At 35.7% G+C, this 26,286-nt stretch carries 31 protein-coding genes and 1 tRNA gene; 9 read left to right on the forward strand and 23 right to left on the reverse strand.

The features are described 5' to 3' along the window. Positions 1-460 precede the first annotated feature (460 nt). The gene (locus J2S13_RS01200) at positions 461-2,155 is read left to right on the forward strand and encodes a DEAD/DEAH box helicase (protein ID WP_307255846.1); all 1,695 of its coding nucleotides are present in this window, start codon (positions 461-463) and stop codon (positions 2,153-2,155) included. Continuing rightward, positions 2,124-2,921 (forward strand): YqhG family protein, encoded by a 798-nt coding sequence (locus J2S13_RS01205; RefSeq protein ID WP_307255847.1) that lies wholly within the window; start codon positions 2,124-2,126, stop codon positions 2,919-2,921. Before J2S13_RS01200 ends, J2S13_RS01205 begins: the two co-directional genes overlap by 32 nt. 191 nt (positions 2,922-3,112) lie before the next feature. Here J2S13_RS01205 and J2S13_RS01210 read toward each other — a convergent pair whose 3' ends face one another. The 8 genes from J2S13_RS01210 to comGA all read right to left on the reverse strand — a co-directional run bounded on the left by J2S13_RS01210 (position 3,113) and on the right by comGA (position 7,951). Beyond that, positions 3,113-3,292, reverse strand: coding sequence for a YqzE family protein (locus tag J2S13_RS01210; protein ID WP_307255848.1), 180 nt, complete (start codon positions 3,290-3,292; stop codon positions 3,113-3,115). 41 nt (positions 3,293-3,333) lie between these two features. Further along, on the reverse strand, positions 3,334-3,837 hold the full coding sequence (locus J2S13_RS01215) for a shikimate kinase (RefSeq protein ID WP_307255849.1): 504 nt from the start codon (positions 3,835-3,837) through the stop codon (positions 3,334-3,336). Positions 3,838-3,852: 15 nt separating this feature from the next. Continuing rightward, positions 3,853-4,236, reverse strand: coding sequence for a hypothetical protein (locus J2S13_RS01220; protein ID WP_307255851.1), 384 nt, complete (start codon positions 4,234-4,236; stop codon positions 3,853-3,855). Further along, complete coding sequence (gene comGF, locus J2S13_RS01225) at positions 4,236-4,724, reverse strand: competence type IV pilus minor pilin ComGF (protein WP_307255852.1); 489 nt, start codon at positions 4,722-4,724, stop codon at positions 4,236-4,238. Before comGF ends, J2S13_RS01220 begins: the two co-directional genes overlap by 1 nt. A 224-nt stretch (positions 4,725-4,948) precedes the next feature. Further along, positions 4,949-5,374 carry a competence type IV pilus minor pilin ComGD gene (gene comGD / locus J2S13_RS01230; protein WP_307255853.1) on the reverse strand — a complete coding sequence of 142 codons (426 nt, stop codon included), beginning with the start codon at positions 5,372-5,374 and terminating at the stop codon, positions 4,949-4,951. A 6-nt stretch (positions 5,375-5,380) separates the two neighbouring features. After that, complete coding sequence (comGC, locus tag J2S13_RS01235) at positions 5,381-5,689, reverse strand: competence type IV pilus major pilin ComGC (RefSeq protein WP_307255854.1); 309 nt, start codon at positions 5,687-5,689, stop codon at positions 5,381-5,383. Positions 5,690-5,868: 179 nt separating this feature from the next. After that, positions 5,869-6,945 carry a competence type IV pilus assembly protein ComGB gene (gene comGB, locus J2S13_RS01240; RefSeq protein WP_307255855.1) on the reverse strand — a complete coding sequence of 359 codons (1,077 nt, stop codon included), beginning with the start codon at positions 6,943-6,945 and terminating at the stop codon, positions 5,869-5,871. Continuing rightward, positions 6,863-7,951: a competence type IV pilus ATPase ComGA gene (comGA, locus tag J2S13_RS01245; RefSeq protein WP_307255856.1), complete on the reverse strand. Its 1,089-nt coding sequence runs from the start codon at positions 7,949-7,951 to the stop codon at positions 6,863-6,865. The genes comGB and comGA overlap by 83 nt, the downstream gene beginning before the upstream one ends. A 134-nt stretch (positions 7,952-8,085) precedes the next feature. On the opposite strand from comGA, the gene J2S13_RS01250 reads away from it, so the two are divergent. From J2S13_RS01250 to J2S13_RS01260, 3 genes are all read left to right on the forward strand, one after another. Continuing rightward, positions 8,086-8,157: transfer RNA gene (locus J2S13_RS01250), tRNA-Gln, on the forward strand. Positions 8,158-8,314: 157 nt separating this feature from the next. Then, complete coding sequence (locus tag J2S13_RS01255; RefSeq protein ID WP_307255857.1) at positions 8,315-9,010, forward strand: helix-turn-helix transcriptional regulator; 696 nt, start codon at positions 8,315-8,317, stop codon at positions 9,008-9,010. 83 nt (positions 9,011-9,093) lie between these two features. Further along, on the forward strand, positions 9,094-9,336 hold the full coding sequence (locus J2S13_RS01260; RefSeq protein WP_307255858.1) for a DUF2626 domain-containing protein: 243 nt from the start codon (positions 9,094-9,096) through the stop codon (positions 9,334-9,336). 218 nt (positions 9,337-9,554) lie between these two features. On the opposite strand, the gene J2S13_RS01265 is transcribed toward J2S13_RS01260, so the two are convergent. Continuing rightward, positions 9,555-10,190 (reverse strand): MBL fold metallo-hydrolase, encoded by a 636-nt coding sequence (locus J2S13_RS01265; RefSeq protein WP_307255859.1) that lies wholly within the window; start codon positions 10,188-10,190, stop codon positions 9,555-9,557. A 244-nt stretch (positions 10,191-10,434) separates the two neighbouring features. Here J2S13_RS01265 and J2S13_RS01270 point away from each other — a divergent pair, with 244 nt between their 5' ends. Further along, entirely contained in the window at positions 10,435-10,608 is a 174-nt protein-coding gene (locus J2S13_RS01270; protein WP_307255860.1) for a DUF2759 domain-containing protein, read from the forward strand. 162 nt (positions 10,609-10,770) lie between these two features. On the opposite strand, the gene J2S13_RS01275 is transcribed toward J2S13_RS01270, so the two are convergent. The 5 genes from J2S13_RS01275 to J2S13_RS01295 all read right to left on the reverse strand — a co-directional run bounded on the left by J2S13_RS01275 (position 10,771) and on the right by J2S13_RS01295 (position 16,940). Further along, complete coding sequence (locus J2S13_RS01275) at positions 10,771-11,958, reverse strand: M14 family metallopeptidase (RefSeq protein WP_307255861.1); 1,188 nt, start codon at positions 11,956-11,958, stop codon at positions 10,771-10,773. Positions 11,959-12,094: 136 nt separating this feature from the next. Next, complete coding sequence (locus J2S13_RS01280; protein ID WP_307255862.1) at positions 12,095-13,960, reverse strand: LTA synthase family protein; 1,866 nt, start codon at positions 13,958-13,960, stop codon at positions 12,095-12,097. Positions 13,961-14,177: 217 nt separating this feature from the next. Beyond that, a complete protein-coding gene (locus tag J2S13_RS01285; protein WP_307255863.1) occupies positions 14,178-15,158 on the reverse strand; it encodes an ROK family glucokinase in 981 nt (326 codons plus the stop codon). Between the two features lies 1 nt (position 15,159). Beyond that, complete coding sequence (locus tag J2S13_RS01290; RefSeq protein WP_307255864.1) at positions 15,160-15,363, reverse strand: YqgQ family protein; 204 nt, start codon at positions 15,361-15,363, stop codon at positions 15,160-15,162. Between the two features lie 125 nt (positions 15,364-15,488). Continuing rightward, on the reverse strand, positions 15,489-16,940 hold the full coding sequence (locus tag J2S13_RS01295) for a spore germination protein (protein WP_307255948.1): 1,452 nt from the start codon (positions 16,938-16,940) through the stop codon (positions 15,489-15,491). A 158-nt stretch (positions 16,941-17,098) separates the two neighbouring features. Here J2S13_RS01295 and J2S13_RS01300 point away from each other — a divergent pair, with 158 nt between their 5' ends. Further along, positions 17,099-17,971 (forward strand): hypothetical protein, encoded by an 873-nt coding sequence (locus J2S13_RS01300; protein ID WP_307255865.1) that lies wholly within the window; start codon positions 17,099-17,101, stop codon positions 17,969-17,971. On the opposite strand, the gene J2S13_RS01305 is transcribed toward J2S13_RS01300, so the two are convergent. From J2S13_RS01305 to J2S13_RS01330, 6 genes are all read right to left on the reverse strand, one after another. Then, positions 17,961-19,514: a rhomboid family protein gene (locus J2S13_RS01305; protein ID WP_307255866.1), complete on the reverse strand. Its 1,554-nt coding sequence runs from the start codon at positions 19,512-19,514 to the stop codon at positions 17,961-17,963. The two genes, J2S13_RS01300 and J2S13_RS01305, sit on opposite strands and share 11 nt — an antisense overlap. A gap of 240 nt (positions 19,515-19,754) precedes the next feature. Next, a complete protein-coding gene (gene yqgO / locus J2S13_RS01310) occupies positions 19,755-19,937 on the reverse strand; it encodes a protein YqgO (RefSeq protein ID WP_307255867.1) in 183 nt (60 codons plus the stop codon). A gap of 64 nt (positions 19,938-20,001) precedes the next feature. Beyond that, positions 20,002-20,787, reverse strand: a complete 786-nt coding sequence (locus tag J2S13_RS01315; protein WP_307255868.1) for a DUF92 domain-containing protein — start codon at positions 20,785-20,787, stop codon at positions 20,002-20,004. Continuing rightward, positions 20,780-21,346 (reverse strand): 5-formyltetrahydrofolate cyclo-ligase, encoded by a 567-nt coding sequence (locus J2S13_RS01320; protein ID WP_307255869.1) that lies wholly within the window; start codon positions 21,344-21,346, stop codon positions 20,780-20,782. The genes J2S13_RS01315 and J2S13_RS01320 overlap by 8 nt, the downstream gene beginning before the upstream one ends. A 277-nt stretch (positions 21,347-21,623) precedes the next feature. Continuing rightward, positions 21,624-21,773: a 50S ribosomal protein L33 gene (gene rpmG, locus J2S13_RS01325; RefSeq protein ID WP_307255870.1), complete on the reverse strand. Its 150-nt coding sequence runs from the start codon at positions 21,771-21,773 to the stop codon at positions 21,624-21,626. Between the two features lie 58 nt (positions 21,774-21,831). Then, positions 21,832-22,437 (reverse strand): hypothetical protein, encoded by a 606-nt coding sequence (locus J2S13_RS01330; protein ID WP_307255871.1) that lies wholly within the window; start codon positions 22,435-22,437, stop codon positions 21,832-21,834. A 242-nt stretch (positions 22,438-22,679) separates the two neighbouring features. Here J2S13_RS01330 and J2S13_RS01335 point away from each other — a divergent pair, with 242 nt between their 5' ends. Both J2S13_RS01335 and J2S13_RS01340 read left to right on the forward strand, forming a co-directional pair. Continuing rightward, positions 22,680-23,021, forward strand: a complete 342-nt coding sequence (locus J2S13_RS01335) for a helix-turn-helix domain-containing protein (RefSeq protein ID WP_307255872.1) — start codon at positions 22,680-22,682, stop codon at positions 23,019-23,021. A 15-nt stretch (positions 23,022-23,036) separates the two neighbouring features. Next, positions 23,037-23,525 (forward strand): endolytic transglycosylase MltG, encoded by a 489-nt coding sequence (locus J2S13_RS01340; RefSeq protein WP_307255873.1) that lies wholly within the window; start codon positions 23,037-23,039, stop codon positions 23,523-23,525. 29 nt (positions 23,526-23,554) lie between these two features. Here the strand turns inward: J2S13_RS01340 and pstB are convergent, their stop codons facing one another. From pstB to pstC, 3 genes are all read right to left on the reverse strand, one after another. Continuing rightward, the gene (pstB, locus tag J2S13_RS01345; RefSeq protein WP_370873927.1) at positions 23,555-24,352 is read right to left on the reverse strand and encodes a phosphate ABC transporter ATP-binding protein PstB; all 798 of its coding nucleotides are present in this window, start codon (positions 24,350-24,352) and stop codon (positions 23,555-23,557) included. A 109-nt stretch (positions 24,353-24,461) separates the two neighbouring features. Beyond that, complete coding sequence (gene pstA / locus J2S13_RS01350; RefSeq protein ID WP_307255875.1) at positions 24,462-25,337, reverse strand: phosphate ABC transporter permease PstA; 876 nt, start codon at positions 25,335-25,337, stop codon at positions 24,462-24,464. After that, complete coding sequence (gene pstC, locus J2S13_RS01355) at positions 25,337-26,278, reverse strand: phosphate ABC transporter permease subunit PstC (RefSeq protein WP_307255876.1); 942 nt, start codon at positions 26,276-26,278, stop codon at positions 25,337-25,339. The genes pstA and pstC overlap by 1 nt, the downstream gene beginning before the upstream one ends. Positions 26,279-26,286 lie beyond the last annotated feature (8 nt).

The following is a 26,286-nucleotide window of genomic DNA, read 5'->3' on the forward strand; positions in this document are numbered from 1 at the left end:
CTTTAAGGTCAGGGATCTTCTTTGTTTCCAAATCATTTAGAGGTGGAGGTTTTACTACCCGTTAAGGCGGGATCAAAAGAAAACGCTTAAAAGGGATAGAAAAAATTTCGTTAAATACACTCGTTTCTAAGTACATAACTGTTAAGAGCTTTCTTGAATCACAAAGTCTCATTTTGCAGCAAAAAATATGTAAATTTTAAATAACAGTATTTATTAAATCATGATATTTCCCACATACTATTGAATATTGTTCGTTTTTCCGCCGGCTTTCATTATATTTTTGCAGATAAATCGTCATAGACTTCCTAAGATTAACAACGGATCTTTCGAATGCGTTAGTTTTGTAGACAATCGCTCTAGGAAATCCTAATTTTTTCCTTTCTTTATAAAGTTCAACTAACATTCAATGAAGGTTTTATTGCCTGCTAAAGTAAACCCACCTAATAAGGAGTTGTAACGTATGAATCTATCCATTGAATTCGATCATGAATGGGGAAAAGAATTAGACAATAAATTAGAACATGATGGTCCATGGGGGAGCTGGCCCTTATTCCAACTGGCAATTGATATGGAAAATAGAATGATTATTCCTGAATTTGAAGGTCTTCAAGCACCTAAATTTTTGCCCAATTTGACGCCCCTTCCTCATCAATTAGAAGCTGCTAGACAAGTAATTGAGGAGATGAACGGGAAAGCAATCCTTGCTGATGAAGTCGGTTTGGGGAAAACAATTGAAGCTGGTCTTATTCTGAAAGAATATATGATACGTGGTTTAGCAAAAAAAGTTCTCATTCTTGTACCAGCCTCTCTTGTTTCCCAGTGGGTATCTGAATTAAATTCAAAATTTTTCATCCCGGCAGTCGCTCAAAAGAAAGATTATGTGTGGGATCAATTTGATGTTGTCATTTCCTCCATTGATACAGCGAAAAGGAGCCCACATCGTGAGAAAATTTATCAACAAAACTACGATCTTGTGATCATTGACGAAGCACATAAATTGAAAAACCCAAAAACAAAAAACTATGAATTTGTTCAAAATTTAAAGAAAAAATTCTGCTTATTATTAACCGCAACCCCCATACAAAATCGAGTCGACGAGATCTTTCATCTTGTTTCATTGTTAAAACCGGGACATTTAGGAAACCAAACAGGATTTGCTAAAAAATTTAAAAAAGGAGATCGTTCTATAAGGGATGACCTTTTCCTTAAAGAGCTTATCAATAAAGTAATGATTCGAAATAGAAGGCAAGATACAGGGATTGAATGGACAAAAAGGCATGTTGAAACGGTCCTTATTGAGTTTTCAAAGGAAGAACTGCAACTTTATCATTCCTTGCAAATATTAAAAGAACATCAAAATATGAACCAACAAAGTCCTTTTTCATTGATTACCCTACAAAGAGAGGCATGCAGCAGTCGGGAAGCCGTTTATTTAACATTAAAAAACATGTTAAATAAACATGCAGGCAATGAGCACTTAAAAGAGAAGATTTTCAGACTCATCAAAAATGTAGAATATGTGACCGAAAACTCCAAAGCCAAAAAAGCATTAGAACTCGTTCAAAAAATCAATGATAAAGTCATTATTTTTACGGAGTATCGAGCAACACAACTTTACTTACAATGGTACTTAAAGCAACATGGCATAACATCTGTACCCTTTCGTGGTGGCTTTAAGCGTGGTAAAAAAGATTGGATGAGAGAACTTTTCCAGCAGAAAGCCCAAGTATTAATAGCGACTGAAGCGGGCGGTGAAGGTTTAAACTTACAATTTTGTCATCATATTATTAATTTTGACTTGCCATGGAATCCGATGAAACTAGAACAGCGAATTGGACGTGTTCATCGACTTGGACAATCAGAAGATGTTAAGGTTTTTAATTTTGCCATAAAAAATACAGTTGAAGAGCATGTGCTAAAACTACTTTATGACAAGATCAGATTATTTGAACAAGTAGTTGGTGAGCTTGATGAGATCTTAACAAAGCTCGATTTTGGAAAGTTGGAGGATCACCTAAACGATATTTTCCAAGAATCACTAACAGAAGGTGAAATGAAAGTAAAATTAAATAATTTCACATCAATGATTGAATTAGCACAAAATCTCCAAGAGGGTGAAATCAATGCAAAAGCAAGAAATACATCAATATCTTGAACATTATTTTACAGCAAATCAATGTGACATTGTGGAAAATGGGGGCTGTTATCTAACCGTGCAATTATCCGCTCGGATGGATAAAGAATTGATGAATCGACCTTTCTATTGGCATTACATTGAGAAAACAGGAGGGTCCCCTGCCCCAATGAAAGTGACATTTATTACCGATCAACAGCAAATATCCGATTCAATTAAAGGTGAAATTATTCATTATGGATCCCCACGTCTCCATCAAATATTCCAGTCGACGAAGAAACTATCTCGTTATATTCGATTGTATGAAACAAGACAGCAACAAGATCAACAGAGACAACTGCCACTTCATCCATGGCTTTGCCTAAACTTGAAAATTTCTTTTCAAGCTGATAGAAAGCGAGATCAGTTTCGTTCATTAGGCCTTAATTTAATCCATGGACAAGTGGTAGAAAACTTCCATGATTATGTATTATCAAAAGAACTTACACCTAAAATTCCGGATCTCTCTTTTACACTCATTCCGATGATTAAGCCATTGAGTGGAATTTTGCGTCTCGAAAAATACTTAAGAAATGAGTTTTCTGCACAATCTCATGGCTGGGCTGAAGAAGCAATGAAAAGATGGAAGGATGACTTAACACTTTTAGATCACTTTTATGAGGATCAGGAGGAAAAGCCTGAAAGTTATTATACGGAAAAACAGGCCTTAAAAGAACAATATGAACCGAAAATCTCGGTTCATATCATCAACGGGGGCATCTTTTATTTAAAAGTGGCGAAAATATAAGCAAAATAAAGGGTGTCTTTGATAAAGTGAAACTTCATCCCCCACTAAATGTTAGTTGAACTTATCGGACCTTTAGGGGCAGTTATCTTCCACCTGTCTTCTCTGTTTCTAAATCATTTTGAGGTAGGGGTTTTACTGCCTGTTAAGGTGGGATAAAAAATCAGTCTTAGACACCCACTCGCGCTAGGAAATTATCGTTTTTTCTTAAAAAACAGCTTAAGAGCATAAGGAATAATCCCAAACCAGCGGTCAATAAGCGGAAGACGCTTTTCCTTCCTCACTGCCCTATTTTTCTTTCTCTCAATTTTTGGTTGATTAAAATGTTTGACAAATGTTTGGGTAATAAATTTGACATAATCATTTGTTGACATGGACATTGCCACCTTTTATTTTTCCCTATATTATTTCCATATCAATTCAATCTTAAACGGTGAGCAATTTGTTGGACAATTTCATCGATTGATTTGTTGCTTGTATCCACAATATGAGTCGCACTCTCCATATATAATGGCAATCTAGAATTGTATAGTATTTCCACTTCCTCTTTAGATTTATTTTTCACAAGCGGGCGATTGTCATCTTGCAAGAGTCTTTCCCAAATGATATCAAAATCAGCTCGCAAAAAAATCACCGTTCCAGTAGACTTCATCAATTCACGATTGATTGGTTTTAAAATAATTCCCCCGCCAGTCGTCACGATACACGGTTGATTGTTCTTCTTCAATAATGTTTCGGTTTCTAATTCTCTAAATCTTTCTTCACCGTATAATGAAAAAATTTCTTTAATTTGTTGACCAGTTTGTTGTTCAATTAATTGATCGGTATCATAAACAGGCCATTGTAAGTGTTCAGCTAAATATTGTCCAATCGTCGTTTTCCCAGCTCCCATAAATCCAGTTAAAAAAATAGTTTGCACCTTGCTTCTCCCCTTCTACTGTTCAACTACATGTTCAATCGTGTTATTTTCTTTATTATATAGGAAATGACTTGAAAAACTCGACCCATCTTTTTTTATTGTTGTTAAATTTAGCTCAACGATTTCCTCACCTGCTGTTGCTTCGTATTGAACAAGGCCAAAAGAAGACGAATAGGATCCTTGAATAGGTTCTAGATCTGAATGACTAATTTGGGGAATGATTGATTTCAATGCTAGAAGTTCCACCGTTTTCGTTTCATAATATTGAGCCAAATCATTTGCTGTCGTATATTTTGATAAATAAATATTTACCCCAAGAAAAATAAACACTTGCAGTAAAAAAAATAATAATAAAGTATATGGCAGAGTGGCGCCTTTTTCATTTAGCAATTTCCTCATCATTCCTTCCTCGTATAAGGATGAAATTTCGCCACTTCCTGATCCCCATTTAAAAAAATGACTTCCAATTGCAACACATTATTATGCCAAGAAAAGTGGATTTCTTGAACATTTTGTAAAATGATTTCATGTCCCTTTCGATCCACTCTTCTTCGTAAGCTAGTCTGGTATTTCTCAATCCAAATTTCACGATCACCATTAAAATAGGAAAGTCGACCATTATGGGAAGACCAGGACTGGGAGGTATGCAACTCTTTTCGCAACTGGATTAAAAATAATTCCCACTCGGTTTTTTTAAGTGGATGAAAATGGTGTTCGGCCTCATAAAAGGACTGATATACTAATGGGAATAAAGAAGTGACCCCTAGAAAAATACTTAAAACCAAAAGGGATTCTATGAATGTAAAACCATTATTGTTCCTGAATACATTTCTCATTCCCTGAATACCGAATGCATACTTGCCTTTTTCCTGATTTCTCAGTTTCATATATTTGATACTCCATCCCTCCCTGCTTCATAATGGGTGTATGTGGCATTGATTCAGAATAAAAATTCTCCTCAACATATTCATACAGGTACCTTGAAGCTGTTACTTCATCCCATGCAGATTGTAAATTGTGAATCATAACAAAAAGTTGTGGGAAAATTAGATTCGTCATGAGGAAAAGAACGGTAAGTGATAGGAGACTTTCAACGAGGGTAAAACCTTTTTCATTCTTCTTTAACATAGAATCTTCCTTTGCCAATATGAAAAATTAAGTTGATTACCGTATTTTTATATTTTAATATAGATGCTCCAAACGTATCTGTATTGCCATTCGGTAAGAACATGATCGTACTAAGTCCACCTTTAAATTCAACATCTGGTGGAAACTCTCTGTGGAGAATCATTTTCCTTGATTCTCTCTCACTCACCTTATATGAATGATCATTATAAAAAGCGAAAATCACCCTTTTCTGCTTTGTGATTGCATAAGTTTGTGACATTTGAATATCCGTTTGCAACTGATAAAAAAACATTTTCTTTTCCATATCATCAGCCAACTTCGGGAATGGGATGATGGTCACAACAAGAATCGTCGAAATGATCAATAAAATCATTAGAGTTTCCAACATCGTAAATCCTTTCTCATTCAAATAAGATCAGCCCCCTTTTATTTTGACCTCACCATTTGAGCCAATTTCAATTTCACTCCCATTCGGGCAAGCCGTTTCATTTGAGCGTAAATAACCTTGATCTACCATTTCCTTTATGGATGTCGGGTATTTCTTTTGGTCGATACGAAAAGCTTGCACTTGGCCCTCTACCATATGCTTAAAAGCATCACATCCCTTACTATTAATATTGTTACTTTGTTTCGCGACATTTGGAATGGCGATAAACAATAACACCGAGATCACAAGAAGAACGATCATCATTTCAATTAAAGTGAAACCTTGTTCATTTTTCATCAATCTAACCTCCAATCAAATCGTCTTGGCGATTTCTCCTTCTTGATTTATTTCGAGCTCTGCCCAACCCTTTCATCAGAAGACATTCACCAATATTTAGATTTCTTCAGTACAGAGTTTTGAACTATTACTGAATTAGATACTTAAATCCTTCCAAAATGTGTTAATTCAAAATGAAGTTAAAATGATTCGACCATTTGAAACATTGGTAGCATGACGGATAAATAAATCGCAATAACGGTCATGCCGACAAGTATAAACATAGTGGGCTGCAAAAAAGTAAGCACCTTTTTTATTTTATCTTCTAGTTGTTGCTCACAAAATTGGCTAAATAACTGCAATTCTACATCTAACCGACCATTTACTTCTCCATGATGAACCATTCTTGATAGCTCATTTTTAAATAATGGAATATTTTTTACTACCTTCGCTAAAGAACTTCCTAAGATTAGCTGCTCATTCATTTCTGTCGCTATATAATTTAAGATTGGATGCAACTTTTGTTCTTGGAAAATGAATAAAATCTCATTCACAGCAAAACCATTTGAAAGCAATTGCGAAAATTCTTTTGAAAACATTTGCGTCAAATAAAGACGAAAGTATTCATTTAGAAACGGAATTTTTAGCATGATTTTGACTTTATTTTTCGGAGATTGTTTAAAAAAATAGGCTAAAAAACAAAGGGTGAGAGTCACAAATAATAAGAAGGCAAACATCACAATCGGGGGAGCCGTTTTCAAGAAAAATAGGAGAAATTTTGTTCCACTTTGCGGAGTAAATCCAATCGAAGTATATAACACCTCAAATCTAGGAAGTAAAAAGAGGTTTAATAAGATTAACAGCAGAAATAATAGGATGAAAAGGAAAAGGGGATATTGGAGTAACTTTAAAAATTTACGACGCGCTTCTTCATTTCTCTTCCATCTCTCCCCAGCATAAATACATGTCTCAGCAAGATTCCCATGTCTTTCAGCCAAAAGGACTTGTAGACAAATGAATGGGGGGAAATCTAACTTTTGTAAAATTTCATGTAACATGGATCCATTATTCAGCTCATTTCGAACTAATTGGATAGACTGATGATCTTTAGAATTAAAATTCATTAGAAGGAATTCAATAGCATCGCCCAATGAAAAACCTTGTTGTAGCATTTCTCCCAAACGGGATATAAACTCACTTTGGTCCTTCTGACTTTTCCTTCTCTTCCTCAAAAACCCAACGATAAAATTCCTTTTCAGGTACGTATCCAAGTGCAATCCCCTTTCTTAAAACATCCTTTAATAACGGATAATGGTATGTTCCCCCTTTCCCATCCATCTCCAGTAATAAATTTTGCAATTGTTTCCCACTTAGGATTTCATAAACAGTTGCCCGTTTTCGAGAGCGACTGGTCGTACAAAATGGGGAACAATCATCTCCACAAACAGGACAAGTTAAATTCACCAGTCTCTGAGCTGTAACTGCAATCAATGTTTGTTGGATTTCATGCCACTTCAGTCCAAATTCCAGCAATCGGTAAATCGCCCCTTTTGCATCACGAGTGTGTAAAGTCGTTAACACCAAATGTCCCGTTAGTGCCGCACGAATGGCAATATGGGCCGTTTCTTCATCCCTTATCTCACCAACCATGATGACATCTGGGTCATGTCGCAAAATCGCCTTTAAACCTGTGGAATATGTGACACCCGCCTTTTCATTTACTTGAACTTGTAATAAATAATCATTTTGTTTCTCAACGGGATCTTCCAGTGTAATCACTTTTCGATTTAATTGATTGGAACTATGTTGAACAAGAGAATAGAGGGTTGTCGTCTTTCCACTTCCAGTCGGCCCGGTAAAAATGATGAGTCCATGGGAATGTTTTAAAAAGGCAAGTAAAGTGTGGGCTGAATGTTGAAAAAGGGATAGGTTTGGGAGTTCTAACACGATTTCTTGAGGTAAAATTCTTATGACAAGACTTTCTTTTGAAATGGCTGTAGGTAATGTGGAGACACGGAGTGATGTGTAAATACCGTTTACATCCAATTGAAATGAACCACTTTGAGGTTTTCTTTTTTCACTAATATCCAACGATGACATAAATTTCAAATGTGAAATTAATCGCTCTGCCTCTTTAACAGATAAAGTAGAATGCTCTGTTAATTTCCCAAGGACACGCAATTGAACCAAATATCCGTATTTCCTCGGTACAAGATGGATATCAGTTGATTCAAGAGACACCGCCTCCTGAATGATCTTTGATACTAATTTTTCAATTGACACAAAAAAAGCCACCACCTTTCTTCTTCGTTAAACATTCTAATTCGACATAACTTTCATGAATCCTTTAAAAATTTATCTTTTTTTGCATAATTTTTTTCAATTTTATTATACTAAAAACTGTTATCAGAATTAATTGGGCTATAGCCAAGCGGTAAGGCAACGGACTTTGACTCCGTTATGCGTTGGTTCGAATCCAGCTAGCCCAGTTTTTTTAACCATTATCCTCTCATCCAAATCAAATCCTCTCCTGTTAAATGATTGTGAACAATTTATAACATTTACAGAAAAATTAATTTATCCGTTTAATTCCTTACCATTGTTATTTATAATGGGAATATCATCCCATAATAGAGGTGTTTTTGGATGGATCAAACATTAAAGATTACGAATACATTAGCAGATCCCACAAGATTCTCGATTTATCAATACATGGTTCAACATCACAAAGAAGTATCCGTACAAGATATCGCCAATAGTTTCGGTATTCATCCGAATGTTGCGCGATTACATTTATCCAAACTTGAAGATGTTCATATTATTCAATCAGACTTAAATAAAACTGGAAAAGGCGGTCGCCCTGGGAGAGTGTACCAACTATCTGATAAGGAAGTACAACTGTCTTTCCCGAAAAGAGATTTTAAATTACTTTCAGAAATTGCACTTACGGCCCTATATGAATTAGGGGATCAAGGACTAACTGCTGCCATGTCTATAGGGGAACAGTTTGGGAAAGAATTAGTTCATAAAAAATTACAGAGCGGTCAAAGTGTTCATTTGCTTTCTTTTGACGAAAAAATCGAATTACTTGAAAGCATTTCTTCCATGATTGGTTACTTTCCAGAAATTGAAGAAAAAGGGGGAAGCTATCATATTTGTTTTGTTATTTATAACTGCCCTTTTAAACTACACGAATCTTATTCAGAAATTATTTGCAAAATTCATACCGCCTTTTTAGAAGGAGCATTTAGTCAAGTATTTGAAAAAAGCGAACTACATCAGGTGGAGTCAATATTTAAAAGCTGTCAAAATTGCCAATATCACGTAATCGTCACAAACTAAAATGAAAGTGATGTTTACAATTGAATCCTATTTACTTTATAATAATGTATTGATGGAGTAGGTTAAAAGGAGGGATATACATAATGGACCGTATGTTTCGAGTTTTAGGATTCTGGACTGCAATTTTTTCTATCATGTTTTATTTAGGAGATATGACAACTACTTCTCTTATCTTCCTTGGTCAAACTGGATTCTTTGTACTACTCAGCTTTTTAAACTTATCAGAGCGTATGTACATTTATGTTTTCGGTGCTTATTTAACAATCTTTTTTGCTGGATTCTCATATTGGACAATTTTCATGATGACTCCAGGTGCTGCACATTAATAAACGAAAAAGCCCTTAAAGAGATTCTTTAAGGGCTTTTTCTTTCTAGACGTTTTCATGATATTGAAATATTTTTCTTTAACACTATTGACATAGTGATAAAGGTGGTATATTGTATGATTAGTAGCTTAACTTTATCCCCTCCCATTAATGGAAGAGAACATCCCCCAAAAACCCTTCTCAAAATGAGAAGGGTTTTTTTGAATATAAAAAACTACTTAAAAACCATGTAGAAATGGGTTTTGATCCATTTCTATCCCAATGGTTGTATCTGGTCCGTGTCCTGGTAAAACAACCGTTTCCTCAGGTAATGTCAATAGATGGTCATGGATACTTCTCATTAATTGCGAATGATTCCCTCCTGGTAAATCTGTTCTTCCAATACTACCTGAAAATAAAGTATCACCCGCGAAGACCATTTTTGCAGAAGAAACATAATAGGAAATGCTACCAGGGGAATGGCCTGGAGTTTCAAATAGTTGAAAGGCAAAAGAACCGATCTTGATTTCTTTTTCCATCGCAATGATTTTGTCTGCTGGTTTTATCCGTATTATGTGATCCCCCATGAAAAACTGTGATCCATTTAAAGCAGGATCCAAAAGCCATTTCGCTTCTTTCTCATGTACATATACCGGTATATGATATTGTTCTCGAATATCATCTACAGCACCTATATGATCAAAATGGGCATGAGTTAGTAAAATAGCTAATGGTTTTAGTTCCTCACCCGTTAACCAAGCGATCAGCCTATCACCTTCCTCCCCAGGGTCAATTAAAATACATTCCTTCTGTTGATTAAATAGAACATAGCAATTTGTTTGTAATGGGCCTAATGGAATTCTTCTCCACTCCATTTTATCTCCTCCTATCAATTACTTTCATATTAAACGGGTAAAAATATCCCGTAATCAAGGATTAATTACATACATCCTACCATAAACCTTTCGAATTTCCTCATTTTTATGAACAATCATTTTTAAACTCGACAAATTGGAGAAAAACCTATAAAATAGTGTTGAATATGTACTTATATTACATAGCCTTTGTATTATATGGTAAAACTTTTAAATGCGTTAGGACATTGAAAGGAGTTTTAAAATGGGTACAGTGATCATTTTCGCTTTAGTGGCGATCCTTGCCGTTTTCGGAACGCTAAGTGCGCTAAAAAACAAAAATGGTTTAGGAATCATTTTCGGACTAGGCTCAGCTGGTGTTTTTGGCTGGTTTGCAATTATGACTATTTTACACTCAGGATTCCCTGCTGGACATTAATTAATCACAAGCAACCTGCATAGTGGCGTTAGAATTAGACTTTGTCGCTCCAATAGTACTTTTTGAAGCGCTGGAGCGGGACATGCTAATCTTAAGCTGCAGGAAGGAGCACCCCCACAACAAAATGTTTGAGGGGGTGTTCTTTCTTGTCTATTTTTTAAACTACATATATAAAGACGCCAAAAATATTCCTCGTACATCACGATAAATTTCTGGAAATTGCGATAAAGGTAATGGGTTAATCCCTTTTCCTAACTCAATTGTGAATCCAGGTTTCCTAAATTCCTGAATAAACCAATCTTTATACCCAGCATGACTATCAACATATCGTACCGATTTATATCCGCTTACCCTAGCAAATTCTTGAGCTATTTTCTCGGAAATTTCTGGTTCCAATCCTTCATATCCCCAATACAACTCTTTCCCTTGAGTATGAAAGGCCAATAATCGGTCAAAATTTTCTTTGTTAGCAAGTTCAGCCATGGCAATCGCTTCAGGTTCTGATAATGGCTTATAACCTGGGAAATCTCTAGGTGCTGGTGCTTTCTCCTCTTTTCTTTCCTTTTCGATTTCCCAATTAGCTGGATATTGATTATTTAAATCTACCCCGCGGATATTTGCCTTCCAACCATTAAAGTCTGAACTCCCTTTATTCATCTCCATTAACTCTTCTCTGCGTGCCGCGGGTGGGCCATTTATGACAAGGTTTACTCCATCAGGATTTACCATCGGAACGAATGAAATTGTGGTGAAATCATAAAAAGGACCTGCTTGAAGTCCATTTATAGTTAAATAGTTTGTGAGTGATAATAAATAATCATTTAAAAATGTCATTATAACAGGAGTCGTAATCCATTCATTTGCATGGAAAGAACCATTAAAATGAACCTTTTTTCTCCCTTTCCCAATTTTTATTTCATAGATTGGAAGACCATCAACACTCTTCCCAATTTCATCCACATGAATAAATGGATAGATCTTTTTCAGTTCATCTACATCGCTTTTAAATAATGAAAAATCATAAGCATTTTGCCCCTGCACGACTCTTGAAACGATTCGCTTTGGTATCACGATTTGCTGACCTATTTTTAATAGTTTAGGATGAACCGAGGAGTTAGCCACAAGTAAAGCATCCATACTCATATTCCTCTTCTGAGCCAATTTCCATAAGGTGTCCCCTTGCTTTATTGTGTATTCCTCCGCAATAAACCCCGGGATAAGGATTTTCTTCCCGATTTTTAAAGAGTTTGGATCCATTCCTGGGTTTGAGTCGAGAATGAATTGTAATGGGAGTTGAAACAATTGACTGAAATACCAGAACGAATCTCCTTTCCGAACGGTAATTTCCACTATCTCCCCTCCTCCTTTCATTATATCCTTAGCAGATTCTCACCCCATTACTACAAATATGTTATTCCCAGTCATTTCATCACCATTCCCTTTAGGAAAGCGCCAAAACAGCTTGCACATTTGTGCAAGCTGTTTGTTATTTCTTTGCTTTATCAGGATCAAAAAAGCGTAATAAATCTCCATATATAATTCGATCCGAATATTCTAATTCAGTCGCTACCTTTTCCATATAAGGTTCACAGTATTTCTTATCTGTTACTTCCTCAGTTGATTTATCCCAACATTTATTATCAGCATAGACATAGTCTTTTGTAACGAAACGTCCATCTCGGAACACAGCTAAGTCATCATTGTCTTCTGAAAATAAATCATGCCCTAATTGAATATCATTTTTTGTGTTAATTCCTAATAAGTGGAGAATAGTTGGCCGAATATCAATTTGACCACTTACTTTACTGATCACTTTTCCTTCCGTTCCCGGAATATGGATTAGGAATGGAACCTTCTGTAATTGTGTACTCACAAATGGTGTAATATCTTTTCCTAAATACTGACTCATCGCTTCATTATGATTTTCTGAAATTCCATAATGGTCACCATACATAACAATAATGGAATCCTCATAAATTCCTGACTCTTTAAGTTCTTCAATAAAGCGTTTCAAAGATTCATCTGTATAGCGTACCGTTACAAAATAACGGTTAAGCGTCCCACTGTTGGAATTGAATTCATCAATAAATTGATCTTCTTTATCATAATAGAATGGGTGATGGTTCGTTAATGTAATCAATTTCGAATAAAAAGGCTTTTTCATTTCTTTCATATGTTCAACAGATTGCTCAAAGAATGGAATATCTTTCATTCCCCAGTTCACACTATTATCCTCATTTACATCATAATCTTTGACATCATAAAATCTCTCATAACTTAAAGACTTGTACATGATATCGCGATTCCAAAAGCTTCTGTTATTAGCATGCATGGCATTTGTGAAATATCCATTCTCTTGTAGTCTTTCAGCAAGGGAGTTAAATTGGTTCCCAGAATGAGTAAAGAATACAGCTCCCCGGCTTAAAGGATATAATGAATTTTCAACTAAAAATTCAGCATCTGATGTTTTTCCTTGACCTGTTTGATGATAAAAATTATCAAAATAGAAACTTTCTTTAATGAACTGATTTAAAAATGGTGTAATTTCTTGATCATTTACCTTATTATTAATCACAAAATTTTGCGTTGATTCAACTGAAACAACGATGACATTTTTTCCTTTCGCAATTCCAAATAACTCATCATTTGGTTTTGCATAACTTGCATCGACATAGTTTTCAATATCTACAAGTTCACTTCCATCTGCCAAGGCACGCTGAGCAGATGATTTAGATTGTAAAAGAACATCATAAAGATGATAGTTGTACGTACCAATATTTTTCACTAACATTTCGCGGTCAAATGTTCTTGTTAATAATTGAGGCCGTTCCACTTCTGAAAGCCCTAAATTGAGAAATAACATCGCAGTAGCAATTAAGAAATAAGCACGACGATTCATCTTTGACAATGTTTTAAATGATATAATGGAAGGTTTAAATTTCAGCATGAAACCAAGCAAAATCACATCAATAAAATAAAAAATATCGTACCATTTAAACTCTTCCCAAGCACTATTCCCTAAATCGGCGAAATTGCTTGTTTGAAATAGTAGCGGTAATGTAATAAAGTCATTAAAAAAGCGATAAAACACTACATTCGCATAAAGAAGAAATGACAATAAAAAGCTCATCGTCATTAAATAACGGTTTCTAACCTTCTCACGTTTAAAAAACAGAGCAATTCCAAAGATAAAAAGCAAAAAGCTTAATGGGTTGATGAACAGGATAAACTGCTGCATCGGGTTTTCAATATCCATATGGAAACTTGTTTTATACGCAATATACGTCTTTAACCAAAGAAACAAAACAACAACTGTAATCAATGTAATCTTGTTTCGAAAAGATTTCTTCATGATTTACCTCCTTGTTACAAACGCAACCTATATCGAGGAAAAAATAAGCTAGATTTTTACATTAATAGGGTACTGTACATTATTAGTAAGTATCTTAATACTTTTTTTACAAAAAAGCAAATCATACTCAACATTCCTTTTATAGAATTATAGTTTAGATGGCCTATTCATTCATTTGACACAAAAAAAAGAAACCGTTCCACTTTGGTTCGATCTTCTACATTTTCTTTGATTTCATCATTTGATTCAAAATAAGTCGACAAGCTCCAAACACTCCAGCATCATTTCCTAAATCAGTCAAGCTAATGACAGTCGAGTCGCGTACTGTTGGAAAAGCATAGTTTTCAAAGTATGGTTGCACTTTTTTAACTAAAAAATCACCGGCCTTTGCTATTCCACCCCCGAGAATGATGATTTCAGGGTTAAATATATTTCCTATATTCGCAAGCGTTAAGCCTAAATAAAAAGAAAATGTATCCACGACTTCAGAAGCAGTGGGATCACACTGTTTAGCAGCATTAAATACATCCTTGACGGTAAAATATTTGTCGGAAAGCATGGACTTTTCCTTCTTTGACGCTAATAATTGCTTCGTTATACGCTGAATACCTTTGGCAGATGCAACCGTTTCAAGACATCCTATTTTACCACAGTTACATCTATAACCATTTTTAGGAATCACCGTTATATGGCCGATTTCCCCTCCAGCTCCATGAACACCGCGAACTAGTTTTCCATTTGAAATAATTCCGCCTCCAACTCCTGTCCCTAATGTCACAAATATTAAATCTTTTGAGTGTTGTCCTATCCCTTTCCAAAACTCTCCTAAGGCAGCACAATTTGCATCATTTTCTACCGCAACAGGCAAGTTCATTTTCTTTTCCAAAAGCTTTTTCAAAGGATAATTCTTTTCCCAACCTAAGTTAATGGCATTGTAAAGCAGCCCTTGCTCTAAATGAACAGGTCCAGGTGCACCCATGCCAATGCCTGTCAATATTTCTTTATCCACCTTAAGTTGTTGTAGTTGTTTGTCAATTGATGTCACAATATTATCTAAAATATATTGGCCAGCATTCCTTTTGTCGGTGGAAATTTTCCACTTCTTGATCATCTTGCCACTATGGTTAAAAAAGGCAAGTTTCGTAGTGGTCCCCCCTAGGTCTATTGCTACAACCCATTTTCTTTTAAAACCGTCCATCTTATTTCCGTTTATCCCTTTCTTTTTGCATTTCATGGCGAACTAATAACAAAGCCATTTGAAAATCTTTTGGGTCAATTAATTGAGATTGATTCAATTCCTTTAGTTCAGTTTCCATTAACACGAGATCATCCAGACGATCCCCAAGATAAATAATTGTCCCAAATTTTTTTAATAATTGCTGAACATCGTACATTGTTTTCATACCTTAACACCAACCTTAACCTATACATATAGTTAAGTATATTGTACACAATAAAAGTGAAGAAAAAAAAGAAGAATTTATGAAGGGGTAATTAAATCAGTGGGTTTCTTTCCCCACTGATTTAATTACCGATCAGGATCTTTAGGATGTAATACTCTAGGCCGACGATTTTTCAAAGGGATAGGTGAGCGAATGAGGACATCACGAAATGCACGTGCATTAAACGGGATAAACGGCCACATATAAGGGGTGGAGAAGGACTTCATACGAATCAACAGGATCATCCAGCCAAAAGTTACGATTACAAAACCATATAATCCAAAAATGGACGTGATGATTAGCAAGGCAATTCGAACGAATCGGTTAGCTAATCCCATTTCATAGCTCGGTGTTGCAAACGTTCCAATAGCGGCAACCGCTAAATAAAGAACGACCTCATTGACGAAAAGCCCCACTTCAACAGCCACCTGACCAATCATAAGAGCCGCCACTAAACCTAACGCGGTACCTAATGAAGTTGGCGTATGAATGGCAGCCATTCGCAGCATATCCAATCCTACTTCAATTAACAGGAATTGAATAATTAAGGGGATATCCCCCGTTTCGGTTGGCCCGATATATTTTATTTTCTCTGGAAGAAGATCGGGACGGCTTGCAAATAAATACCATAAAGGTAGCAGGAAAATCGATGCCCAAACCGCTACAAACCGAACAAAACGTAAATAGGCTCCTATAAAAGGCTTGTTTCGATACTCTTCTACATGCTGTAGATGATGCCAAAAGGTTGTGGGAGTAATCATCACACTCGGCGAGCCATCCACTATGACACAAACATGTCCTTCATATATATGGCTTGCGGCTGTATCTGGCCTTTCGGTGTAACGGACAAGTGGGTACGGGTTCCAATGTCGACCAGAAATAAATTCCTCCACTGTTTTTTCCCCCATTGGTAACCCATCTGTGTCTATTTTGGATAAGGAATTTTTAATTTCTTTCACAAGATTTGGATCTGCAATATCTTCTAAATAGCAAACGACGACATCTGTTTTGGAACGTCTTCCTATTTGCATATATTCCATTCTTAAGGAACGATCACGAATCCTTCTCCGAGTTAAAGCGGTATTAAACACAATGGTTTCCACATATCCGTCACGCGGTCCTCTTACAACCCTTTCTGTATCCGGTTCTTCGGGACCTCTCACAGGGTATGTTCTCGCATCAATGATGATGACTTCATCAAGCCCTTCCACAACCAAAACGGTTGGTCCTGAAAGAACTTTATCGACGGCCTGTTCCAAGTCATCCGTTGTTTCAATTTCTACATAGGGAATGTAAGTTTTGATTAACGACTGTAACGGGTGATCTTCGAGTTGTTCAGGTGATAGCAACGAAAGCCCCCGCATCAAATAGTGAAGAATATCATCCTTTACAAAACCATCTACCATAAACAAAGCCATTTTCCGATCGGCATATTCCACATCGAGCTGAATGACATCAAAACTTTTTCCAATTCCTAAACGATCTTTTAAGAATGAGAGGTTTTCATTAAAATTTGATGAAACAATTCTTTTCTTCATTTCCTTCAATTTATTCAACTCCAATTAAAAATGAGAAGTTCCCTCTCGTCCATTTATTTCCTCATAAGAAGAAAAACATACTTTCAACATAAGTATTGTTCTTTTTTCAAACGTTCGGAATATATTAAAATGGACAAACATTATAAGGAGTTGGGATAATGAGGAACCTTCCATTTAAGCCGCCAGTTATCATTGGGATCATTCTTCTTGTAATGTTTTATATTTTTCCTTTGAATGAAGCAGAGGAAAGCATTATTTTTTTTCCTCTTAATGAAAATGTACATTTTACTTCGGCCCAAACAGATCTAGACTTATTAGCGGCTAAAAAAAATCAATCATTTCAAGTGAAATGGTCCATTCGCTCATTACTACAACAGAAAGCCTATTTACGTCAAGATATAGGTCTTCTCTTTATGAATGGAAAGTTGAAAGGTTTATTAAATGAGTGGAAGCAAAACACAGATTTAATGGAGGAAAATACGATAATATCTGGAAGAGAAAGTAGCTATATTCAGGCTATTTCTTTTCATTATGCGGAAATTCATAATGGAGATGAACAAATTACAAGTGCCGATCGAATCACAAGTGCAAAACTTTTTGTAATCGATTCAGCCTTTAGCCCCTTAACCGCATTCAAAACCCCTTCCAATTCCGAAGAGCGGGAATGGAAAGGGGTTTTAGAAAAAACAGGATTAAATCAACAACAGCAAATAATAAACGATGCAAGTAAAAAATATAAAATAAACCTTAACCAATTCTATCCAATTTCCATTAATGATTTGGAAAAATATGAAACGACTCCTTTTCCAAACTTCACATTACCTCAAACGCAAAATATTTTAGGTAAATTATGGGAGGGTATTTATAAAAATTATTTCCTAGGGATTAAAACAGCGGATGGCACAATCGTAAGTCCAATTGAAAGTACTGCACCAATTATTTTCATTCCTAAAACAGGAACTGAGTTATACGTCATCACTCAAACGAAAGATAAAGAACTTATCTTACTTAAGCAAAGAATTAACGAGTAAGTTCGTCGACTATCTTTTTGTATTGATCATTTTGGGGATCGAGGCGCAAAGCTGTTTTTGCATGTTTGAGCGCCTCTTCTACCTCCCCTTTATCTGAAAGAAGCAATGATAAATTATAATGAGCCTCTGGAAAGTCTCCCCTTAATTCAATCGCTTGATTTAAATGTACTTCAGCTTGTTGATATTCTTTATGCTGAATCTCGATATAAGATAAAAGAAAGTAAGATTCCGCTGATTCTTTCCCATTTTCACTCATATAATCAGTTAAGATCTCATATGCCTCATCATACTGTTTCTCTTGAATTTTTTGTTGGGCAACGCTATTCACCATATTGGGATTCATTTTGGCAAACCCATTATTAAATCCAATCCCTAGAAATAGGATCGTTAACCCCATTGTGACAATCGTGAAAGCCGTTTGGTTTTTCCAGCGACGCTTCTTTGGAAAATGAACGACACCAGTGGCTAAAAATCCGCCGATTAGGCCACCAATATGTCCTGCATTATCAATTCCCGGTACTGTAAAACCAAAGATTAAGTTAATCACAATAACAGCAATAATATTCATTCCCATTGTCCTGAAAAATAATTTTGGATACATGACACCGAAATACAATAAGGCGCCAAAGCACCCAAAAATCGCACCACTTGCTCCAGCAGATAAATTTGCCGTAAAGACAAAGCTTGCTACAGATCCTAAAAAACCGGAAAATATGTAGATGAATAGAAACCGCCCTTTACCGAAAATCCGCTCCACTTCTGCTCCTAAATAATACAAAGCTAAAGTATTCATTAATAAATGTAAGAATCCAATATGCAAAACCATTGGAGTAAAAAACCGCCACCATTCTCCCTCTAAAATGGCTGGATTATATTTCGCCCCAAACTTAATCAATGTCTCGGTATTTGTACTGCCACCTGAAAACTCTAAAATAGCAAACATGATCACTTGAATCGCCACTAATATATAAGTAAAAAACGGTTTACCAAAGGTCATTAACCGTTTGTCCTGATCTTGTTGCTGAACAGCATTCCCTAATACGACTCGCTGTAAGGTGGAAACTTCCTGCTCTTCATATTCTTGTTGAAACTGCCAATGAATAGGTGTTTGAAAAATGTTGCTCAATTGCGTAAAGCTATCGTCCATCAACGGTTCACTTAAAATAATTGTCGAAACAATGGTTTTATTTCCCTTTGGAAAAACAAACGGCTCCTTTATTCGCGACTCATAATCATCCACAGGCGGATAGGTTGAAACGTAAATATTTAGAATTTTCATTTCGCGTTTCATCAACCTTTTGCGGATTTGTTCCCCATTTAAAGAAACAAATTCAATATCACGTTGCATCGAATTACTCCAGTCAAGATCATGTTGAAGTAACCGAATAAGATGTGCTTGTTTATTCGTTAAATCTTCTAACCAGAGTTCCTTCCGATTTTCCGACATTTTCGCAATACGATATCCATGCTCAACGATAAAAAAATAGGCCGTACGCCAAAATATATACTCTTCCCTAAACCCCATATTACTATCACGATCCATTCCTTAAGATTGGCACATATTTCTAATATATATAAAGCTAAAAGGGAATGTAAAGACAAACGCCTGTATTTTTTTAAATCCTTTCATTTAAGTGGAGGTTTACTTTTGTTGAATGTTTCTTGATTCCCGACACATATTTTGTCGAGGGAACTTGCATTAAATCTTCATTTTGAGTGATGAGTCATTCAGACTATTCATGTTAGATCGTTTTCCAAAAAAAAATAGACCTAATCATGAGGTCTATGTACGGAATGTAGTCTCCATCATTTTTGATCTTAATCCGGGAATATTCATAGCGAATTGCACCACTAACTTCCTCAAAAAAACAGTCCCTAGGGCTAAGTTCAATAATCGATATCTAAAACGATATAAAACAAAAACAACGGCAACTAATGCAAAGATTCCCGACCAATTTCGTTCCATAAATGATCCCTCCTGCTAGTAGTGTGTGTTACTTACACAAATTTATCCATCCGCTAAGAGGTTTTCAAAGACATATTTCCATAAAGATGATGACAATTCCCGCGAAAAAACTCGAAAGGAAATTAACAGATTCATTTTGAAACATCGGAAATCCTTTAATCCTCCTAGTTTTCACAGAACAGTGCACAGGATTTTCGACATTGCGTTTGCATTTAGGACAATGAAATTCAATTTGAACAAACGCCCCCAGAAGAGTATCCAAAATATTTCCTAAGAAGCCAGCCAGACCAATGAACCAAAATAAATCAAAATCGATATCAGGAATAAATAGGAAAGCAATGGAAGCAATAAAAAAACTCCCAAATAATCCCGCAATGGTTCCTAAAATTGAAATTGCCCCAGACTCTCCTCGTTCAGTCAAATGAAAGGTACGAATGGAGAGAGGTTTTTTCTTACTAAGGGTTCCTATTTCTGATGCCCATGTATCCGAATTGGCAGCAGCAATAGAGGCAATGGCTGCATAGAGCCAAATCTCAGTGGAGCTATACAAGTAAATGATCCCAAAAAGAGCTGCGGCACCCCCATTCGCCACTACTTGTTGCCAATCCCTTCTAGATGTCTTGACAAGGATTCTTTCTATTTCTCCTTTTTTATGCGCCTTGAACCTTGACCATAGACTTGAACTAAAAAAAAATGCGCCAAGAATGATAAGTCCTTCCCATTCCATTGAAAAATATAAAAGACTGCCAATGAAAATAGCTGCAATTCCACCTGAAGTATTTAAATTTTTTGAAAATACCCCTATCAAACTGACGGTGATAATCAATGAAATAAAGAAAATATCATTCACAAATGATAACCTCATGATCCGTAATAATTTGCTCAACAGACAAATCATGCTGTTCAATTGGTAACTCATCTTGAAGCTGTTCACTAAAAGCTAGCGACATCGTCTCTCCAGCATAGGATTGTAAAAAGCGATCATAATAGCCGCCACCAAAGCCAAGTCGGTATCCGCCTCTCGTGTACGCTAATCCAGGAACTATTAATAACTGAATAGCCTTTTGGTCGACCTTCATCGTTGTAGTAGGATTCGGCTCCAATAATCCAAAGTAAACCGTTTCTAGTTGGTCAAATGATTCTAGTTTAAAAAAGTGCATTTGTTTTGTTTTCGGTTCACATTTCGGTACAACCATTTGCTTTCCTTCAGTCCATCCTTGTTTAATAATTGAATATGTGTCCACTTCGGGAAACCTTGAAATCGTAATGCCAATTGTATCACTTTTTTTCCATTGGTTTTGAGAAAAAAGAGAATGAGCGATTCGATTAGATTTCTCCTCATATGCTTGTTGTGAAATTTTCGCAAGCTCTTTTTTTAATCTTTCTCTTATCGTTTTTTTATCTATCACTCTTGCCACCCCATTTAATCATATTCATCATAATGATCGGATTAAAACTTGAAGAGAGCAAAATTCCTTATAAGAGAATGTTCACTTTATCCCCTTGTTAATGGGCAGTAACCTTCCCATATTATAGAAATGTTATGTATCCTTTAAAATGAGACAACCCGAAAGAATGTTGGTATCAAAAACATGCAGAATGGCCAGCTCATTTCTTTCGACAAAAAAACAGCAGGAACACCCCTGCTGCTTTACTCGTTCCGGCTTTTATCCGCCAAAGTTTTCATTATTTTGTTTCACGATGCGCAGTAACTCGTTTTTCTCTTGGGCAATATTTTTTAAGCTCAAGACGGTCCGGGTTATTACGTTTATTTTTTTTAGAAATATAATTACGATCACCGCACTCAGTACATGCTAAAGTGATATTTACACGCATTTTTTTCCCTCCAAACTTTCGATGCAAATCGTTCTTTTCATACGACTTTTTTATAATATCATTTTTTCTTGGTAAAAGCTAGTCTGTTTTTTCGTTCATTCTTTATGGCTTGTAAGGCTTCTTCGTTCTTTCCACTCAATGACAAAATCGATCCCTTTGCTGTTTCGGAAGAGGCTAATGCATAATCAAAAGTGAAGATACTAAGATGCTGACCAGATACAAATGGATGATAATTTTCCTTTTCCTTCATTATATATTCCAGCCAGGACAATTCATCATGTTCTCTTTCCACAGGAAGTACCGTCTGAACCATTTTTCCCATATGATCCACTTCACCAAAGAGCATTTGAACGGTTTCACCGCAGCTCCAAACACTCCCATCAACTGGCGAAATAAAGCCGAGTCCACCCATTGAAGCTGTTTTAGAAGATGGAAAAATGAATATCAGCTTTGTATGAATGTTGTCTCCCGATAGATTTTTTAATTGAAAAGAGTATTCATTTCCCGCTTCACACTCTTCCTTTTGGATTTCAAATAAAAAATAATTTCTATCCATATACAAATTCATATCATGTTGTAATTTAATCAATTTATTATCCCAAATACAGTAACAATTAAATACTATATCCATTATTTTTTCTACTTTCATATTTTCATTATTCATTTCACAACACCTTTTGAAAGTTTTTATTTTTCCCATTATCACGAATAGTCAAAATATAGCGACAGTTTTTTTCTATAATCTATCGTAACATCACTACCCACTTTCCACAATGAACACATTTTGTCGGATATTGCGGTTAGAAAATCCCCTCTCATTTTTTTCCGTTCCTACTCTATATATGGTAGATTTTGTCGTAATATGTTATAAATAAATTGTATGTATTAATTTTGAGGTGATCAAATATGACTGGATTTATCATCGGTCTAGTAACTGTAGCTATTATTCTATTTATCCTTTCTTTTTTTCAACAAGATCCATATAAAACAATAGAAAAAGAGTTAGATGACCTTTCCATGCAGTGTTTACAAGATACTTATCAAATAAAAAAGAAGCTAAAAATTATTGAAGAAGAATTATTAATGGGCGATTCATCCATTTTGCCGGAAACAATGGAAGTGAATGAAATTATTAAAAATCAAGTTATCGCCTTGTCTAATCAAGGGATACCTTTGGATCAAATCGCCAAACAATCCTCACTATCCATTCAACAAGTTCGTCAAATCTTACAACCCTATAGGCAATGAAATGAGGAATAAGACATGAATAAACAGATGACTAGAGCTTTCGCTACTGGCTTATTAGCAGCCGCTATTGCCCTATTGATCTACTTATATTTTTCCCCAACGCAAGATCTGAGCGTCGAGAAAATGAAACAAAAACTGGAAAAGGACGATTATGTCGTAGTCAACGCTACTACTTATCATCAACAGGTAAATGAATTAGCTCGTTTACAAAAAGAAATATCCGCAATGAACAAAGTAAAACCTACTATCAAACAAAAGGAAACGAAAAAACAAACTACTTCTAAACAAAAGACAAATTCTTACCATTTAGTTATTTCAAGCGGTACTACTTCAGCAGAAATCGGCCAAAAGCTTGAAGAAGCTGGCATCATTCATAGCCGAGAACAATTTGATGAATACTTAAAAGACCATCATTATGCTACAAAAATTCAAATTGGTGAATACGATATTCAACAATCCTTTACATTTGAAGAAATCGCCAAAGTAATCACAAAACAAAAATAGATGGCCGAATCGGCCATCTATTTTGTTTTTTATCCAAATCTTCCAGAAATATAATCCTCTGTTCGCTTATCTCGTGGATAGGAAAAGATTTTCTCAGTATGGTCAGATTCAACTACCTCACCATTTAAAAAGAACGCAGTTTGATCAGAAATACGCGCTGCTTGTTGCATATTATGCGTCACAATGATGATCGAGTATTTTTCTTTTAATTCTTTAATTAATTCCTCAACTTTTAATGTAGAGACAGGGTCTAATGCTGAAGTGGGTTCATCCATTAAAATAACATCTGGTTCAAGTGCTAATGTTCTTGCAATACAGAGACGTTGTTGTTGTCCTCCAGATAAGCTGTAAGCATGATCATTTAATCGATCTTTCACTTCATTCCAAAGTGCAGCTCCTTTTAAACTTTTTTCTACCGTTTCCTGGATCAGCTTTTTATTTCGAATTCCGTGAATTTTTAACCCAAAGGCAATATTTTCATAGATTGACTTTGGAAATGGATTCGGCTTTTGAAAAACCATTCCAACTTTTGTACGAAGCTCTTCCACTCGAAATTTTTTATCGAAAATATTTCTTTCACGATAAAAAATTTCACCTGATGTTCGTACACTTGGAACTAAATCAACCATGCGATTTAATGTTTTAATATAAGTCGATTTTCCGCAACCTGAAGGTCCAATAATCGCTGTCACTTCATTTTCTTTAATTGATAAATCAATATTTTTCAAAGCATGATGATTTCCATACCATAAATTGCATTTTTTCGTTTCATAGACGGACTTCCTTTGTGAAAGTAATTCTTCACGTTCCTCCTTAAATTCCTGCATGACAGTTACTGCCATTGCAATCCACTCCCCTTATAATAATTTATTAATGCTTCCGTACATTTTCGTTCCATTTGATTATTTTTTATTAAAATGAAAGAGACAGATTTAATTAACGTTTTTGAAAATGGTTTCGAATCCATACCGCTATTGAATTCATCAAAAGCAATAACACTAATAAAACGATAATGCCGGCTGCTGCAAGTGCATGAAACTCTTCCTGAGGTCTACTGGTCCAGTTATAGATCTGCATCGGTAGGGCCGAGAATGAGTCTAATATCGATCCTGGTAAAAACGCCACAAATGTCGGAATACCGATGACCACTAAAGGTGCAGTTTCTCCAATTGCCCGAGACAACGCTAAAATACTACCTGTTAAAATACCTGGAATGGCTACTGGGAGTACTACTCGTAGGATCGTCTGCCATTTTGTCGCCCCCATTCCATATGAAGCTTCTTTCAATTCTTTTGGAACAGATCGAACAGCCTCTTGCGCCGCAACAATGATGACCGGTAGAATTAATAAACTCATCGTTAAACCTGCAGCTAACACACTATTCCCCAAAGCAAGTGCACGAACAAAAATCGTTAAACCTAATAAACCAAAAACAACTGAAGGTACTCCGGCAAGATTTGAAATATTCATTTGAATAAATCGAGTTAATTTGTTCTTTCTCGCATATTCCTCTAAATAAATCGCTGTCCCCACCCCGAGGATACAAGAGACAGGAGCCACAACCGCCATCATCCAAAGAGTACCGATGATCGCCGCTTTTACACCCGCTTCTTCCGGCCTTCTAGAGGCAAAGTTTTGGATAAAATCCAAGGATAACCAACTATAACCTTGCATAATTATTCTCGCTAAAAGAACGACTAGTATACTTAATGAAAAGATAGTAGCAACTAAAAATAATCCATTGATTAATTTGTTTTTTAATATTCGTTTAGGAAGTCTTTTCACCATCTGTTGGGATTCCATCGTTTGCATTAATATTCCTCCCTGAAGCGCTTCGAAATCATATATGCCATAATATTCATGATTAAAGTAAAGATAAATAAAGTAAAGCCAACAGCATAAATACTGTAATAGATTGTCGTACCAAAACCTGCATCTCCGGTACTAACTTGAACAATATAAGAAGTCATCGTTTGTAATGAATTGGTCAAACTCCAATCATTACTAGGTGTCGAGCCTCCTGCAATCGTAACAATCATCGTTTCCCCAATCGCCCTTGATACAGCTAGAACGATTGACGCTAAAATTCCTGATAAAGCTGCTGGGAAAACCACTCTCCAAGTCATTTCCCATTTTGTTGCACCTAATCCAAGGGCACCATCACGAACAGCTTGTGGTACGGATGATAATGCATCTTCTGATAAAGAAACAATCATAGGGATAATCATAATGCCAACGACAATTCCTGGACTTACAGCGTTAAACATTTCCATGGAAGGAAACATGGAACGCAGCAATGGTGTAACAAATGTAAGAGCAAAAAATCCATAAACAATCGTTGGAATTCCCGCCAAAACTTCTAACAATGGCTTTACTACTTTTCTTATTTGGTTAGAAGCATACTCACTTAAATAGATCGCAACAGCCAATCCGATAGGTATAGCTGTAACTGCAGCTATTAAAGTAATCTTTAAAGACCCAATGATTAAAGACTGAATTCCATATGAAGCTTCTGTATCAGAAAATGGATACCATTTTTTTTCAGTTAAAAACTCAACAAATGACACTTCACTAAAAAATGTAAATGTCTCAAACACAAGAGTAAGAACAATACCAACTGTTGTCAAAATCGAAACCGTAGCCATTAAAAACAAAAAAATAGGGACGAATTTTTCACTTTTATAAATAAACCGTTTTTGTTGTTTATTTGTAATGATTTGTTGAATATCCGTCTTTTGCTCAGCTGTTTTCATTGATGGGA

Source organism: Oikeobacillus pervagus (genome assembly GCF_030813365.1).
GTDB lineage: Bacteria > Bacillota > Bacilli > Bacillales > DSM-23947 > Oikeobacillus > Oikeobacillus pervagus.